This is a genomic window from Haloterrigena sp. KLK7, assembly GCF_037914945.1.
Taxonomy (GTDB): domain Archaea; phylum Halobacteriota; class Halobacteria; order Halobacteriales; family Natrialbaceae; genus Haloterrigena; species Haloterrigena salinisoli.
This window is the reverse complement of record NZ_CP149787.1, coordinates 3,015,022-3,028,855: the sequence shown is the minus strand read 5'-3', so window position 1 is coordinate 3,028,855 and position 13,834 is coordinate 3,015,022. Positions and strand designations below refer to the sequence as shown.

16 protein-coding genes and 1 tRNA gene are annotated in these 13,834 nt (G+C 67.0%); 9 read left to right on the top strand and 8 right to left on the bottom strand.

Annotation, left to right across the window (positions count from 1 at the left end; genetic code table 11):
- Positions 1-14: 14 nt before the first annotated feature.
- From WD430_RS14945 to WD430_RS14935, 3 genes are all read right to left on the bottom strand, one after another.
- Positions 15-887 carry a zinc ribbon domain-containing protein gene (locus WD430_RS14945; protein ID WP_407067123.1) on the bottom strand — a complete coding sequence of 291 codons (873 nt, stop codon included), beginning with the start codon at positions 885-887 and terminating at the stop codon, positions 15-17.
- Between the two features lie 190 nt (positions 888-1,077).
- Positions 1,078-1,791, bottom strand: coding sequence for an MBL fold metallo-hydrolase (locus WD430_RS14940; protein ID WP_339103222.1), 714 nt, complete (start codon positions 1,789-1,791; stop codon positions 1,078-1,080).
- A 55-nt stretch (positions 1,792-1,846) separates the two neighbouring features.
- The gene (locus WD430_RS14935; protein WP_339103221.1) at positions 1,847-2,584 is read right to left on the bottom strand and encodes a fumarylacetoacetate hydrolase family protein; all 738 of its coding nucleotides are present in this window, start codon (positions 2,582-2,584) and stop codon (positions 1,847-1,849) included.
- 289 nt (positions 2,585-2,873) lie between these two features.
- On the opposite strand from WD430_RS14935, the gene WD430_RS14930 reads away from it, so the two are divergent.
- Positions 2,874-2,948: transfer RNA gene (locus WD430_RS14930), tRNA-Glu, on the top strand.
- Positions 2,949-3,513: 565 nt separating this feature from the next.
- On the opposite strand, the gene WD430_RS14925 is transcribed toward WD430_RS14930, so the two are convergent.
- Complete coding sequence (locus WD430_RS14925; protein ID WP_339103220.1) at positions 3,514-3,828, bottom strand: zinc ribbon domain-containing protein; 315 nt, start codon at positions 3,826-3,828, stop codon at positions 3,514-3,516.
- Positions 3,829-3,937: 109 nt separating this feature from the next.
- Positions 3,938-6,340, bottom strand: coding sequence for an ATP-binding protein (locus WD430_RS14920; protein WP_339103219.1), 2,403 nt, complete (start codon positions 6,338-6,340; stop codon positions 3,938-3,940).
- A gap of 385 nt (positions 6,341-6,725) precedes the next feature.
- On the opposite strand from WD430_RS14920, the gene lrp reads away from it, so the two are divergent.
- Positions 6,726-7,190 (top strand): HTH-type transcriptional regulator Lrp, encoded by a 465-nt coding sequence (lrp, locus tag WD430_RS14915; RefSeq protein WP_339103218.1) that lies wholly within the window; start codon positions 6,726-6,728, stop codon positions 7,188-7,190.
- Positions 7,191-7,326: 136 nt separating this feature from the next.
- On the opposite strand, the gene WD430_RS14910 is transcribed toward lrp, so the two are convergent.
- Both WD430_RS14910 and WD430_RS14905 read right to left on the bottom strand, forming a co-directional pair.
- Positions 7,327-7,644 (bottom strand): hypothetical protein, encoded by a 318-nt coding sequence (locus WD430_RS14910; RefSeq protein ID WP_339103217.1) that lies wholly within the window; start codon positions 7,642-7,644, stop codon positions 7,327-7,329.
- Between the two features lie 124 nt (positions 7,645-7,768).
- Positions 7,769-7,897, bottom strand: a complete 129-nt coding sequence (locus WD430_RS14905) for a hypothetical protein (protein ID WP_339103216.1) — start codon at positions 7,895-7,897, stop codon at positions 7,769-7,771.
- Between the two features lie 106 nt (positions 7,898-8,003).
- Here WD430_RS14905 and WD430_RS14900 point away from each other — a divergent pair, with 106 nt between their 5' ends.
- From WD430_RS14900 to WD430_RS14870, 7 genes are all read left to right on the top strand, one after another.
- Complete coding sequence (locus WD430_RS14900) at positions 8,004-8,495, top strand: DUF309 domain-containing protein (protein WP_339103215.1); 492 nt, start codon at positions 8,004-8,006, stop codon at positions 8,493-8,495.
- A 141-nt stretch (positions 8,496-8,636) separates the two neighbouring features.
- Positions 8,637-9,434: a succinylglutamate desuccinylase/aspartoacylase family protein gene (locus WD430_RS14895; RefSeq protein WP_339103214.1), complete on the top strand. Its 798-nt coding sequence runs from the start codon at positions 8,637-8,639 to the stop codon at positions 9,432-9,434.
- 93 nt (positions 9,435-9,527) lie between these two features.
- Complete coding sequence (locus WD430_RS14890; RefSeq protein ID WP_339103213.1) at positions 9,528-9,986, top strand: response regulator; 459 nt, start codon at positions 9,528-9,530, stop codon at positions 9,984-9,986.
- A 72-nt stretch (positions 9,987-10,058) separates the two neighbouring features.
- Positions 10,059-11,405: a PQQ-dependent sugar dehydrogenase gene (locus WD430_RS14885; protein ID WP_339103212.1), complete on the top strand. Its 1,347-nt coding sequence runs from the start codon at positions 10,059-10,061 to the stop codon at positions 11,403-11,405.
- A 71-nt stretch (positions 11,406-11,476) separates the two neighbouring features.
- Positions 11,477-11,821 (top strand): glutaredoxin domain-containing protein, encoded by a 345-nt coding sequence (locus tag WD430_RS14880; RefSeq protein WP_339103211.1) that lies wholly within the window; start codon positions 11,477-11,479, stop codon positions 11,819-11,821.
- A 118-nt stretch (positions 11,822-11,939) separates the two neighbouring features.
- Positions 11,940-12,521 carry a hypothetical protein gene (locus WD430_RS14875; protein ID WP_008894793.1) on the top strand — a complete coding sequence of 194 codons (582 nt, stop codon included), beginning with the start codon at positions 11,940-11,942 and terminating at the stop codon, positions 12,519-12,521.
- A gap of 171 nt (positions 12,522-12,692) precedes the next feature.
- On the top strand, positions 12,693-12,998 hold the full coding sequence (locus tag WD430_RS14870) for a zinc ribbon domain-containing protein (RefSeq protein ID WP_339103210.1): 306 nt from the start codon (positions 12,693-12,695) through the stop codon (positions 12,996-12,998).
- A gap of 23 nt (positions 12,999-13,021) precedes the next feature.
- On the opposite strand, the gene WD430_RS14865 is transcribed toward WD430_RS14870, so the two are convergent.
- Positions 13,022-13,816, bottom strand: a complete 795-nt coding sequence (locus WD430_RS14865) for a hypothetical protein (protein WP_339103209.1) — start codon at positions 13,814-13,816, stop codon at positions 13,022-13,024.
- Between the last annotated feature and the right edge of the window lie 18 nt (positions 13,817-13,834).

Here is a 13,834-nt window from a genome sequence, read left to right as displayed (position 1 = left end):
TGATGGCGGCGCTCTCAGGCGTGCTCCGGTTCCGGATCGCGGTCCGTCTCCGCGCGAGCGGCCGACTCGGTCGCGTTCCGCTCGCCGTGACCGGGCGTTTCGGCGTTCGTACACCCCCGACAGTAGTAGTTGCGCCCCTCCGAGACCGTCAGCGGCACGCCGAGAGCACAGAATTCCTTTCGATAGGTTCGCTCGACGCCGCGACCGACGGGGTCCGCGCAGGCGGCGCACGGGCGGTCGGGGGCCACGACCGTCCGCTCGTCCACCGAGCGGATCCGACCGTTCGCCGTCACCGAGTGCCGCCCTTCGAGGCGGCGACGAACCGACGGCAGGGCGCTCGCACCCAGCGTCGCGAAGAGAGCAGCGAGCGCGAACAACACGAGGCTCGCCGCCGCGGCCGCGACTTCGAGGGCGATCAGCGCGACGACCGCGGCCGCGAGCCAGCAGGCGCCGGCGATCGCCCGCCAGCGGAGCGGCGAGCCGACCGCGGTATCGCCTCGAGTCCGCTCGGCCTCGCTCCCCTCGACGCGATCGGCTCGCAGGATCGTCCGCTCGGCGTCGCCGACGTACCGGTAGGCGCCCCAGAGGGCGTTGCCGATCCCCATCGTGAACCAGACGGTGACCAGCGCGACCGCCAGGTGCTCGTTCACGCTCCCGAACGTCCGCCGCACCATGACGGCGTGGTCGCCGAAGTCGTGCTCGAGTTCCCACCCCTCTCGAGAGGCCCGCGCGATTCGATACTCGAGGAGGTCGCGGTCGGTCGTCCCCGTCGCCGATTCGGTCCGCCGCCCGCCGCGGCCGCCGCGGGCCTCGTCCGCGGCGGTCCGACGCCGCGGTTCGGCGGTCGATCGATCGATCGCGGCGCCGCAGCTCGGACAGTAGTTCATCGTTCGCTCGAGCCCGGTACCGCACTGCGAGCAGTACCGCGACGCGGTTCCGTCCCGATTTGACCGACGAGAGCCGCCCATACGAGAGCGGTTGGTGGCGGTGACACTAACGCTTTGGAGCGGTCAGTGCGGCAGTACGTCACGATAGTCGACCAGTGAGCGGCTGCGGGAGGGCGGTGGCAGTAGCGGGTTACTGCGACTCCGAGTCGTCGAGGACGACCGGCACGCCGCGGTTCGCGACGTCGACGACGAACGCGTCCGCGTCGGTCTCGATCGCCTCGAACGCGCCGTAGTGGACCGGGAGGACGAGATCCGGCTCGAGCCGCTCGGCCAGCGCCGCGGCCTCGCGGCGGTCCATCGTGAACGTGCCGCCGATCGGCGGGAGGAACAGATCGATATCCAGCCCCTCGTGGACGGGGAGCGCGTCGGTGTCGCCGGGCCAGAAGGCGGTGACGCCGTCGATCGTGATTCCGAAGCCGCAGCCCTGCCCCTCGAGGTGGTACGGCGAACCGCTCTCGTCGACGTGTGGCCCCGCGGGGTCGTTGTAGGCGGGCGTCGTGAACAGGTCCAGCGGTCCGAGGACGAAGGACTCGTCGTCCCGGACGCGCTCGACGTCGTAGGGCAGGTCCGCGGGCCCCTCGTCGACGCGGTCGATCTCGGCGGCGTCGATCGATTCGTGGACCAGCACGAGGGCGTCCTCCCTGGCCACCCGTCGGATCGAGTCGGGATCGTAGTGGTGGTCGTGAGAGACCAGTATCAGATCGCCGTCCCGCGGCTCGCCCTCGAGCGCGTCGTACTCCTCCGGGCCCGGATCGACGTAGACGACGGCGCCGGTCCGGCCCTCGAGGCGGATCGTCGCGAGGCCGAGCCAGTCGACGGTCACCGCGCCGAATCGAACGGTCATGGCCGCCGCTACGCGCGAGCGACTCGAAAAAGGTTCGGCTGTGCCCGACGCGGCCTCAGGGTCGCCGAATGCTGTGTTCGAGCGTCCCGACGCCCTCGACCTCGATCTCGACCTCGTCGCCGTCCTCGAGGGGACCGACGCCCTCGGGCGTCCCGGTCGCGATGACGTCGCCCGGCTCGAGGGTCATGTAGGACGTGATCTCGGCGATCAGTTCCGGGATGGGGAAGATGAGCTGCTCGCGGGAGCCCTCCTGCTTGAGCTCGCCGTTGACGCGGGACGCGACGGTGGCGTCCGCTGGTACCTCGTCCGGCGTCGCCAGCACCGGTCCCATCGGCGCGGCGCCGTCGAAGGCCTTCCCGCGGATCCAGTTCTGTTCCTGGTTCTGGTCCTCCCGGTTCGAGACGTCGTCGAGGCAGGTGAAGCCCTCGACGACGTCCATCGCGTCGGAGACGGGGACGTGGCGACACTGCTCGCCGATGACGACGCCGAGCTCGGCCTCGTAGTCGATGCGCTCCTTGCCGGCGGGCGCGGTGACGGTGTCGCCGTGGCCCGCGACCGCGTTCGGCGGTTTCAGGAAGAGGAGCGGGCGGTCCGGGACGTCGGAGCCCATCTCGTCGGCGTGGTCGGCGTAGTTGCGTCCGATGCAGACGATCTTCGACGGCTCGCAGGGCGGGAGGACGTCGATCGCGTCGTCCTCGAGGGCGTAGCTCTCGTTCCCGAAGTGGACGTAGCCGTCCTCGTACTCGCCGCGGCGAACGGCACCGGCCGGATCGCGGAATCGAACGTATTTCATATGCGAGTGGTTGTGTTGCGGGGTCAAAAGGATTGAGAAGTCGGCGGCACTCGCAGATCGATGCGCTATTCGAAGGTGTGAGAGGTTGAGGGGGCGATACTCGAGATCCATCGGCTAGGGAAAATGAGGCCCCAAATGACAGGGATCCGACCGAGTGAGGGCGTGCCACTCCGGCCGCGGAACGGAACGTTTTTTACTAGGCCTCGGCAACGACCTATTGCGTTCGACGCACGCTCCGTTGGTGAGATGGACGAAGTCCGTCGAGGCTCGGAGCGAGAACGCAGTGAACGCTCCGTTGGTGTAGTCCGGCCAATCATTTCGGCCTTTCGAGCCGATGACCTGGGTTCAAATCCCAGACGGAGCACTCTTCTGAGGAACGAAGTGACGAAGAAGGAAGCACACGCTCTGGGATTTGAATTAGAGAAACGCGAGCGTAGCGAGCGTTTCGCGTGGTTCAAATCCTAGACGGAGCACGTCTCGACGAACTAATTCGCGAGTCGAAACTGGGCTCTGGATTTGACGGAGAGCAGTCGCAGCCAGCGGGCGATCTTTGGTCTCTCGAGTAGGCTCATCGCGGAGTTCGAATCTCAAACCGGAGTACTCCGCCCTACCCACTCTCGTCTCCCGAATCGGCTCGACCGTTCGCGGTAGTATCTCGTTGAGAAAATCGTTCACACCATTTTAGGGCTCTCTGTGCGAACGTGACGCGTACAATGGGGAACGAACTCGAGGAGGCGACGCAGGACGAGGTCAGGGAGGCGATCGAGCGGACCGAGGTCGAGCGGGCCGAACCGGACGAGGACGGCGACGACCTACTGATCGGCTCGTAGTCGGTCCGAAACGGGACCGTGGTCGGCGCTGTCACCGGCGAGAGCGGGGTTCCCCGCCCGAATCGCCGAGCGTGGATCGCGAACCGCGAGCGACCCGTCTCACTCGAGTTTTCGGAGGCAATCGTGGCAGAACGAGGCGACCGAGTCGTTCCCCGTCGCACACGTCTGACACCGGCCGTCACGAATCGACGACTGCGACTCGACTGACGCCGAAAAGAGGCTCTGTCGGGGGTCCGTGTACGCGTCGACGATATCGTTCCACGTGACCGTCGGGTCGGTCTCTCCCGCGCGAGCGCTCGTGCGAGCGAGCAGCGAACTCCGGTGCATGCGACCCAGCCCGTACCAGAACCCGAGGAAGACGAGCGACGGGAGGAGGCAGAGCAACAGGACCGTTCCGGCGAGAAGGATGGTCATACGGGCCGTTGCGTCTCGCTCGCTATCACCGCGTCCGTGAACGTGTTCAGAATTCATATACGCACTGCGCGGCCGCTCCCAGTCGGTCACGGATCCGGGCCGGCCGGCGTCACTCGGTCGCGGGCAGCGTAAACGAGAACGTCGTCCCCGCGCCGGACTCGGAGTCGATCCAGATCTCGCCGCCGTGGCGTTCGACGATCCGCTGGCAGAGCGCCAGCCCGATGCCCGTCCCCTCGTACTCCTCCTGGCCGTGCAGCCGATCGAAGACGGTGAACACCCGCTCGTGATCGTCGGGGTCGATGCCGATCCCCTCGTCGCTGACCGTGATCTCCCACCACCGATCCCGCCGTTCCGCGTCGATGGAGACGCGAGGCGGGTCCTCACCGTGGTACGTGAGCGCGTTATCCAACAGGTTCTGGAACACCTGTCGCAACTGGCTGGCGTCGCCCTCGACGGTGGGGAGGTCGTCGCGCTCGATCGCCGCGTCGGTCTCGTCGATCTGGAGCTGTAGATCGTCGATCACGTCGCCGACGACGGCCTCGAGATCGACCGGTTCGAGCGGATCGCCCCGCGTTTCGACCCGGGAGTACGCCAGCAGGCCGTCGATCATCTCGCTCATCCGCTCGGCCCCGTCGACGGCGTAGTCGAGGAACTCCTGTCCGTCCCCCTCGATGGCGTCGCCGTACCGGTTCTCGAGCAGTCGGAGGTAGCTCGTGACCATCCGCAGGGGCTCCTGGAGGTCGTGGCTGGCCGCGTACGCGAACTGTTCGAGTCGCTCGTTCGATTCCTCGAGTTTCTCGACCGTCTCCTCGAGTTTGCGCTGGAACTCCCGGCGTTCCGTGATGTCGGTCAGCGTCACGACCGCGCGACTCACCTCGCCGGACTCGTTCGTGACGGGCATACCGTGTTCCATGATGACCCGTCGTTCCCCGTCGAACGCGTCGATCTCGTAGACGTTCGGTTCCGTCACCGCCTCGCCGTCGAGCACCTGTGCCATCGTCCAGTCTTCGGGGCCGACCGGCTCACCCGAGTCCGCCCAGACCGCGTCGTACTTCCCGTACTCGTCGACGCACGACGCGTCGAAGACGTCGCCGCCCCAGATCTCCCTGGCGGTGTCGTTGGCCTTGAGCAGCGCGCCGTCGGCGTCCGCGACGACGGCACCGACGGGCAGGACCTGGAACAGCGTCTCGAGTTGCTTGCGCTGCTTCTCGGCCTCGAGTTCCGCTCGCTTTCGCTCCGTGATATCCGTCAGCGCTCCGGGGAACGTCTCGGGATTCCCGTCGTCGTCGGTCTCGACGTGACCGCGGGCGACCACCCACCGGAGCTCGTCGTCGGCGTTTCGGACGCGGTACTCCGCCTCGTACTCCCCGCAGGTCTCGACGGCCGTCTCGATCTGCCGTTCGACGCGGTCGCGGTCGTCGTCGTGGATCGACGACAGCAGCAACTCGAGCGGAACGCCGTCTCGCGCCTCTTCCGGATCGATGCCGAACGTTCGGGCGAAGGAGGCGCCGGCGACGAACTCGTCCTCGGGGACGTGCCACTCCCACGTCCCGACCGCCCCGGCGTCGGTCGCGGCCTCGAGTTGCGCTTTCGCGTCCTCGAGGTACCGCTCTCGCGCTTTGCGTTCGGTGACGTCGCGGTCGGAGACGATGATCGACACGACGTCGCCGTCGTCGTCCGTGACGGGTCTGAAGACGCCGCTCAAGGTGTACCGATCGCCGTTCGGTCGGGTGAGATCGGTCTCGAACTCGACGTACTCGCCGTTCGCTGCCCGGTTCGTCCACTCCTCGACGTCCGATCGGGCGTCGTCTCCCCGCCCCCACCACGGCGTCTCCCAGAACGGCTCGCCGGTCACGTCCTCGAGGTCGGCGTCGATGTACTCCATGGCCGTCCCGTTGATGTCGAGGACCGTCCCGTCCGGCTCGAGCAGCCCGACCAGGATGTTCGGGTCTTCGAAGATCGCTTCGAACCGTCGCTCCGTCTGCGCGTTCTCGATCGCGGACGCGAGTACGGTGGCGATGCTTCGGAGGAAGGACGCGTCACAGTCGAGAAAGTCCCGCCGCTCGGTCGCGTGCGTTCGCAGGACTCCCCACGGCCGCTCGTCGGGACCGATGCTGACGCTGAGTCCGCTCTTGACCCCCCGTTCGCGCAGTCGGTCGGAGCCGGAGACCCGCTCGTCGGCGTCGAGATCGTCGGCGACGACCGGTCGCTCGGATCGAAGCGCGGCCCCCGCGTACGAACTCGAGTCGGCCGGGACCGTCGCGGTCCCGACCAGCTCGTCGCGCCACCCGACGCCGTGTCGAACGCGGAGCTCGTCGCCGCCCGGAAGCAACTCGAGGACGCTCGCGCACTCGGTGTCCAGCGTCTCGGCGACGACGACGGCGCCGGCGTGCAGCAGCTCGTCGAGATCGTCGGTCTCGAGCGCTCGCTGTCCGAACTCCGCGACGGCCTCCTGTTGACGGATACAGGGACGATCGTCCGAGTCGGAATCCGCTCGAGGAGAGGTAGTCATTCAACGCACATATTCTCGGGCGCGGTATAAGGTCTTCTCTCGACCCCTCGCGATACGACCGCATCGGTGCGATCGGCCGGGTGAGATGACGGTCCGCTGATCGGGCGAGACGGCGGAGTTCCGGACCCGCGTTCGGTTTCGGTGGAACGAATCGAACGGCCGTGCCGTGGAACGGCGGTCGGCTCTCGGTCGTCGATACCCGGAGGCAGGTTTCTCGAGGGAACGGCGACCGACCGCGAACGAGCGAACGCGAATCGATTGATTTCCCCTCACTCAGCTGCCGAAATAGAGATTGATCGCAGTTTACTATCCGAAGCTACGACGGGGAGGGAGATAACTGGATATTCGTAAATACCATATATACGGAATCCTTCATAGTATACAAATGACCTACGAACACCTGGATACGGATCTGGTAAACGAACTGCTCGGCGACGGACGCGCGAGTCTCCGCAGCCTCGCGGAGGAACTCGACGTCTCCGTGACGACCGTCTCGAACCACCTCTCGGACTTAGAGGAGGAGGACGTCATTCAGGGGTACACGCCGATCGTCGACTACGACGCCCTCGGCTACGACGTGACCGCGGTGATGCAACTGAAGGCCGAAGGCAGCGCGCTGCCGAAGATCACCGAGTCCCTCAAAGACCACCGGCAGATGATCTCGGTTTACGAGGTCACCGGCAACTACGACGTCATCGCCATCGGCAAGTTCAAAGACACCGACGACATGAACGACCAGATCAAGCAGTTGATCACCGATCCCGACATCAATCAGTCCAACACGAGCATCGTCCTCAACGCCGTCTCGGAGAACGAACAGTTCGAACTCGAGCCCGCCGAGGATAGCTGACGACCGTTCGGTTCCGGCGCTCGAGTCGGTGCTCCCGGTCGCGACGAGAGCCGAGAAAGCCAACTCGCTCGTTTTCCGCCGATTAGCGACGGGTTCGCGAACGTCCCCGACGGACGTCGGCCCCGAAATCCGAGCGTCAGTGATCGATTCCGGGCCGCTGGAAGGTCGTCTCGTCCGACGTCGGTTCCTCGAGGGCGTCGTCGATCTCCGAAGCCGCCAGAACGTCGTTCCGGTCCGGTTCGTCGGAGCGCCTGAAGTAGTAGGTGTCGGCACAGCCGGCGACCATCGCCGAGAGGGGCTGCTCTTCGTCGTGAACGATCGACACCAGGTCGCCCGTGACCGCGATCAGTACCGCGTCGTCCGGCTTGCGGAGCTGGTCTCGAAGCTCGGTGGCGGTGCAGTCCGCGGGCAGTTGCAGGTGGACACCGTCGACGGTCGCCCATCGCGTCTCCATATCTCGTCGGTAGGTCCTCGCGACCTATACCGTTGGGCCCGCAGCTACAGGCCGCTTACCCCATACGGCCGAACCGAGTCGTCAACGGCCGGCGGGCGATCGACGAGGTCGGAGCGACCAGCGATCAGGCGTCGTCCGCCTCGAGTTCGTCGGGATCGTATCGCCGGTCGCAGTTCAGGCACTGGTAGTCCCCCTCGATGTGCTCGTAGAGGCGTTCCCCGCAGTGCCGGCATCGCCAGAGGGGATGGTTCATCTAGTCGACGATGGAGGACCGGACCGGAATAAGTACTCGGATGACTCTCCGGTGACAGTATCGGCACTGGCGACGGAATTACCCGTCCGGCGGTCCAACTCGGGCCATGGACGAGCACACCAGTGACCCGACCGTCGAGCCGCCACCGGGGCTCGAGACGCCGACGGGCTGGCACCCCGAGCCGGGGCGCTGGGAGCACGCGACGCTGCGGCGGGCGACGGTCCACGGCGTCCGGCTCTTCAACGCCGGCGCCTACCACGAGAGCCACGATTGCTTCGAGCTCGAGTGGTACAATTACGGCCGCGGGAGCACCGAGAGCGCGTTCTGCCACGGGATGGTACAGGTCGCGGCCGGCGCGTACAAGCGAGTCGACTTCGACAACGACGACGGGATGCGTTCGCTCTTCCGAACCGCGCTGCAGTACCTGCGGGACGTCCCCTCGGACTACTACGGCGTCGACGTCCTCGAGGTCCGGACCGTGCTGACGAACGCCCTCGAGGAGCCGAGCCGCGTCGACGACTGGCGAGTCCCCGTCGACGGCGAGCGACCGACCGCCGGACCGGCCGACTTCGAGTACGCCGAGTCACTCGAGGAGTGACAGTTCGACCCGGTCGGGCGACCCGACGTCCCTCGTATCGCGGGACGGGGGCGTGGTATCCACCCGCACATTCGCGGGACTGAATGGTCTCGTTCGTGAGAGACCGAATCGCCTTTGGCTACTGAGCCCAATGATACGGTAATGAGAGTTGCACAGCTCGGGTCGGGAACGCCGGAAATCGCAGTCGTCGCGGGCGTTCACGGGGACGAACCCTGTGGCGTTCGCGCCGTCGAACGGTTGCTCGACGAACGCCCGACCGTCGAACGGCCGGTCAAACTCATCGTCGCCAACGAGGAGGCCCTCGAGCGACGGGTCCGGTTCGTCGACGAGGACTTGAACCGCGCGTTCCCCGGAGATCCGGACGCGAAGACGCACGAAGGACGACTCGCCCATCGGCTCGTCGAGGAGCTCGACGGCTGTCTGACGTTCTCGATGCACTCGACCCAGAGCCACGGCGAGCCCTTCGCGATCGTCAACGGCGTCAGCGAGACCGCGACGGAAATCGTTCCCCAGCTTCCGGTGACGGCGATGGTCGAGACGAGTAACTTCGCGGAGGGACGGCTGTTCTCCGAGATCGATACGATCGAAGTCGAGTGCGGCCTGCAGGGGTCGGAGACGGCCGCCGAGAACGCGGACCGACTGACCCGCGCGTTCCTCACGGCCGTCGACGCGGTACCCGGCGATACGATCCGCAGCGATCTGCCGGTCTATCGGCTCACCGACGTCATCCGCAAGCGGGACGCCGACACCTACGAGGTCTTCGTCGAGAACTTCACGGAAGTCGAGGCCGGCGATCCGTTCGCGGCCGCCGACGGGGACACCCAGGTCGCCGACGAGCCGTTCTATCCCGTCCTGATGTCGCCGAACGGCTACCGGGATGTCTTCGGCTACGCGGCCGAAAAGCTCGACGTCCTGACGGCGCCGCCGGCCGCGGACTAACCGTCACGAGCCGCGTACGGCGGGGTACCGCCCCGACTCGCCGTCGACGGCTCAGGCAGTGCTTTCATGCGTAGTCATCTCGAAACGGGAGTGATGAGCGATGCATCAGGTCGCTCGAGGGGAGCGATAGACGTCTTGTTGGTCGAGGATAACCCGGGCGACGTCCGCCTCGTCGAAGAGGCGTTCCACGATGCCACCGCCGACAGCGAGCTCCACGCCGTTTCCGACGGCGAAGAGGCGCTCGACTTCCTCTATCAGCGCGGCGACCACGCGAGCGCGCCGAGGCCGGACCTGATAATTCTCGACTGGAACCTCCCGCGAACGAGCGGCGAACAGGTGCTGACGGAGCTGAAGGACGATCCCGAGCGCAAGCACATTCCCGTCACCGTCCTCACCGGGTCGCAGGACGACACCGACGTTCTGGACTCGTATCGAAAGCACGCGAACGCCTGTCTCCGGAAAGCGGTCGAGCCGGAGGCGTTCATGGACGCCATTCAGGCCTACGCGGAGTTCTGGTTCTCGACGGCGCGACTGCCGAACGGCGACGAGTGACGGTCGTCGAGGATCGGTAGCCGTCCGTTCCCGACCCGAGGGTTCTCACCGCTCGCGCCCGTCGGTCCCCGTATGGACGCTCCGACGCGTCGACGCCTGCTGGCAGCGACCGGATCCTCGATCGCCGTACTCGCGGGCTGTTTCACGGAATCGGGCTCCGACGCGCCCGAACTCGCGACGCCAGCGGACGCCCCCGACGAGGACTGGTCGGTACCCGACTGGCGGCCGGCCGACGCCGTCCCGAGCGAGGACGACGTCGAGGCGACGACGGTCGTCTCCGACCTCGCGATCCCGTGGGACCTCACGTTCGCCGACGGCGACGCCTTCGTCACCGAACGCGACGGCGGCGTCCGCCGGTTCGATGCGGGCGCGCTGGCCGACGACTCGGGCCTGGGGCCCGCCGACGGCGAGACGATTCTCGAGAGCGGATCCCTCCCCGATCGCGCGTCGCCCGGCGAGGGCGGGACCCTCGGCGTCGCGGTCCATTCCGACTTCCCCGACACTCCCGACCTGTTCGTCTACTACACGGCCGACGACGGGGTCGTTTCGAACAGGGTCGTCCGCTACGACATCGAGAGCGGCGACCTCGAGACGGTCCTCGAGGGAATACCGGGGGCGTCGATTCACAACGGCGGGCGGATCGCGTTCGGCCCCGACGACGCCCTCTGGGTGCTAACAGGTGACGCACGGGAACCGGCGCTGACGCAGGACCCCGGCTCCCGCGCGGGCGCCGTCCTGCGGGTGACGCCCGAGGGGGAGCCACACCCCGAGAACCCGGACTGGGGCGACGACGGCGACCGGCGGACGTACGCGCTCGGCCACCGCAATCCGCAGGGACTGGACTTCACGCCGCGGGGAACGCCGATACTCGCCGAACACGGACCGGGCGCGCGGGACGAGCTCTCGGTCCTCCGGCCGGGCGGCAACTACGGCTGGGATATCGTCCGCGGCGGACCCGACGACTCCGAGTACGAGAATTACGACGACTACGAGGCGGCGACGCCGCCGGTCGTCAACACCGGCCCCGGGACGACGTGGGCGCCGTCCGGACTGGCGTTCTACGACGACGACGCGATCGGACCGTGGGCGAACGCCGTCCTCGTCTGCGGGCTCGCCTCGAGCGCGCTGTACGTCGTCGGGCTCACTCCTCCGGACGAGTCGGACGGGAGTGCGGACGACGGCGGAGCGGCCGACACGCGCGAGGGCGACTCCGGCGTCCGGTACGACGCCGACTGGCTCGACGACCGGTTCACGGCGACGGTCCACCGACTGTTCGCGGGCGAGTGGGGCCGCCTTCGACACGTCGAGCCCGGACCCGACGGCTCGCTGTACCTGCTCACCTCGAACCGCGACGGTCGCGCTGACGGGCCGTTTCCGCGGGCGAACGACGATCGGATCGTCAGGCTGGACCCGCGATAGGAGCGCCGTCCCGAGGGACCGTCGGTACCGCGGACGCAAGGCCTATCCCCTTTCGTTACCTTATGACGCGTATGGAATTCCCACCGAACCAGGGTCTCGATCAGGAGGAGGTCGACGAGCAAGTCGAAGACGCCATCGAAAACAACGAAGTCGTCCTCTTCATGAAGGGAACCGAACTGATGCCCCAGTGTGGCTACTCCCGGAAGGCCCTCGGGCTCATCGACCACCACCGCGACGAGTTCGAGACCGTCGACGTCCTCGACTCGCTCGACGAGTTCCGCACCGCCCTCGAGCGCGAGAGCGGCTGGGAGACGATCCCGCAGACGTTCGTCGACGGCGAGTTCGTCGGCGGCTCGGACGTCCTCGAGGAACTCGAGGAGCGCGACGAGCTGGCCGAGACGCTCAACGCCGAATAATCACTACGACGAGCCGATGAATTAATCCGAACGCATCGGCCACGTATCTAATAGCAGGTCATATAAGTCACGCGCTCGTACTAGGAACTCAGCGACTGTCGCCGCAGATCATCCCACCATGTCAACAGAGGAATCCAGACACGTTTATCGGCTGCATTCGACGCTTGAACTACCCCTCGAAGACCTTCGGGAACACATCGAGGAGGCAGAGTACCCGGACGGTATCACCGACGTGGAGATAACGCGGCGCAACAACACGCTCATTCTCAAGGCCGTCGCCGAGGACGAATCGGTCAGCAAGTACACGCCGACCGCCCAGCTCAAGGCCAGCGTCACGGAGAACCGGGTCTACGAGGAAGACCCCGACGAGCGGCGCAACGCCTTCCGCTGGGACGAAGAGGAAGAAGAGGAGATCGAATCCGAACTCGTGGAGTTCGCGGCGTTCAAGGGCGATCGCGAGACCGTCCTCCAGAACTCGCTGTTGCAGTACCAGATGTTCCTGGTCCTCTGTGGCATCGCCGAAGCCGCCGAGAAGGGGACGCTGACGGCGATTTCGGAGCGCGACGGCGAACTCGAGGCGACCCGCATCGTCGAGGGCGAGCCGCGACCGGCCAACATCGAGGTCGTCGAAGGGCCTCGAGACCACAACTCGGGCGAGGGCGGCGTCAACTGGCGGGACAACAAGTTCATCTCGGACTGATCGGCGCCCGATCTCGCGGGTTTCGTACCGCTTCGATAGCGACGGCGTTCGCTCTCGTCCGCTCGTTCGCGGAGAGACCGCCGACGAGTGCCGGAACGCGGACGCGACCGGACGGGCCGCGGATGGTGGGAGGGGGGCAGGCGTTTTGCCGCTGGCGCGGTACGGTCCGGTATGAACGATCCCGGCACGCTCGAGCTCGTCGGCCGGTTGGCCGTCGCCGCCTTCGTCATGATCGCCCCCACGCTACTCTTTCTCGGACTGCTGCGGGGCCTCGAGAAGCTCCGCGACGACGCCGTCATCGATCGGTGGATGCGGGAACAGGGCCACGAGATGGAGGACGACGTACTGACCGTGCTCGCGAGCGGAATCGGCCTCGAGTCGGAACCGGACTCGAGCAATCGGTGTCCGGCGTGTGGGAACCCGAACGCGTCGACGGCGCGGTACTGTCGCGAGTGTCTCGCCAGACTCCCCTCGTGAGGGTCGAGTCGCCGCCGTAACGGTCACGTACTCCCGACAGTCGCCGACCCGTCGCCCTCTCGCGGTCGATCGGCCGGGGGCCGAGCGAACGGCCGCTCGACGGGCGCGGAATCGGTCCGATGGACGCACGTCTCGAGGTCGCGGCCGAACGTCGAGTCGGCGTCGATGGCGATACTGACGGTGTCGCCGTCGACCGTCGTGACGGTGAGCACCGACTCGCGGCGGCCGTCGATACCCAGTCCGTCGAATTCCGCGCGATGGGCGGCGTAGCCGACGAGCGCGAGCCCGCCGAGCGTCGCGATCCCGTAGAGTGGCAGCGAAACGGTGGTCGCGAGAAGGGCGATTCCGAGGGGGACGAGCAGCGCGAGGACGCCCGCGCCCACGGCGAGCTGATCGACCGCGCGACCGATGCCCGGTCGCGTTCGCAGGAACTGTACGGCCGCCGCGAGAGCGACGGTCACGGCGGCGAGCGCCGCCGCGGCGAGGCCCTGAACCGCACTGATCGCGGTCGCGACGACGATCCCACCGACGAGCAGGACGAGCGCGGCGAGCCCGCCCAGGAGGGCCGTCGGTCGGTTCGAACCGTCCGCGGCTCGGTACTCGACGCGCGTTCGCTCCCGGCTCCGAATCGAGCAGACGTAGTCGTACCTGACGTCGACGAACTCGCCGGTCGCCGAGACGCAGAGGAGTCGACGGTCGGTCGCGCCGATCGTCGCCCGACCGCGAACGGCGTCCCCGAGGAGCCGTCCCGACGCGAGTGCCCGCACCGATTCGTCTTCGACCAGATGGCTCCGGAACCGCTCTTCGACACGTCGCATGCGCGGTGACGTATCCCG

Coding starts and splice junctions, on each gene's coding strand:
- WD430_RS14945 (WP_407067123.1), bottom strand. CDS start 887: ATGAACTACTGTCCGAGCTGCGGCGCCGCGATCGATCGATCGACCGCC.
- WD430_RS14940 (WP_339103222.1), bottom strand. CDS start 1,791: ATGACCGTTCGATTCGGCGCGGTGACCGTCGACTGGCTCGGCCTCGCG.
- WD430_RS14935 (WP_339103221.1), bottom strand. CDS start 2,584: ATGAAATACGTTCGATTCCGCGATCCGGCCGGTGCCGTTCGCCGCGGC.
- WD430_RS14925 (WP_339103220.1), bottom strand. CDS start 3,828: ATGACCATCCTTCTCGCCGGAACGGTCCTGTTGCTCTGCCTCCTCCCG.
- WD430_RS14920 (WP_339103219.1), bottom strand. CDS start 6,340: ATGACTACCTCTCCTCGAGCGGATTCCGACTCGGACGATCGTCCCTGT.
- lrp (WP_339103218.1), top strand. CDS start 6,726: ATGACCTACGAACACCTGGATACGGATCTGGTAAACGAACTGCTCGGC.
- WD430_RS14910 (WP_339103217.1), bottom strand. CDS start 7,644: ATGGAGACGCGATGGGCGACCGTCGACGGTGTCCACCTGCAACTGCCC.
- WD430_RS14905 (WP_339103216.1), bottom strand. CDS start 7,897: ATGAACCATCCCCTCTGGCGATGCCGGCACTGCGGGGAACGCCTCTAC.
- WD430_RS14900 (WP_339103215.1), top strand. CDS start 8,004: ATGGACGAGCACACCAGTGACCCGACCGTCGAGCCGCCACCGGGGCTC.
- WD430_RS14895 (WP_339103214.1), top strand. CDS start 8,637: ATGAGAGTTGCACAGCTCGGGTCGGGAACGCCGGAAATCGCAGTCGTC.
- WD430_RS14890 (WP_339103213.1), top strand. CDS start 9,528: ATGAGCGATGCATCAGGTCGCTCGAGGGGAGCGATAGACGTCTTGTTG.
- WD430_RS14885 (WP_339103212.1), top strand. CDS start 10,059: ATGGACGCTCCGACGCGTCGACGCCTGCTGGCAGCGACCGGATCCTCG.
- WD430_RS14880 (WP_339103211.1), top strand. CDS start 11,477: ATGGAATTCCCACCGAACCAGGGTCTCGATCAGGAGGAGGTCGACGAG.
- WD430_RS14875 (WP_008894793.1), top strand. CDS start 11,940: ATGTCAACAGAGGAATCCAGACACGTTTATCGGCTGCATTCGACGCTT.
- WD430_RS14870 (WP_339103210.1), top strand. CDS start 12,693: ATGAACGATCCCGGCACGCTCGAGCTCGTCGGCCGGTTGGCCGTCGCC.
- WD430_RS14865 (WP_339103209.1), bottom strand. CDS start 13,816: ATGCGACGTGTCGAAGAGCGGTTCCGGAGCCATCTGGTCGAAGACGAA.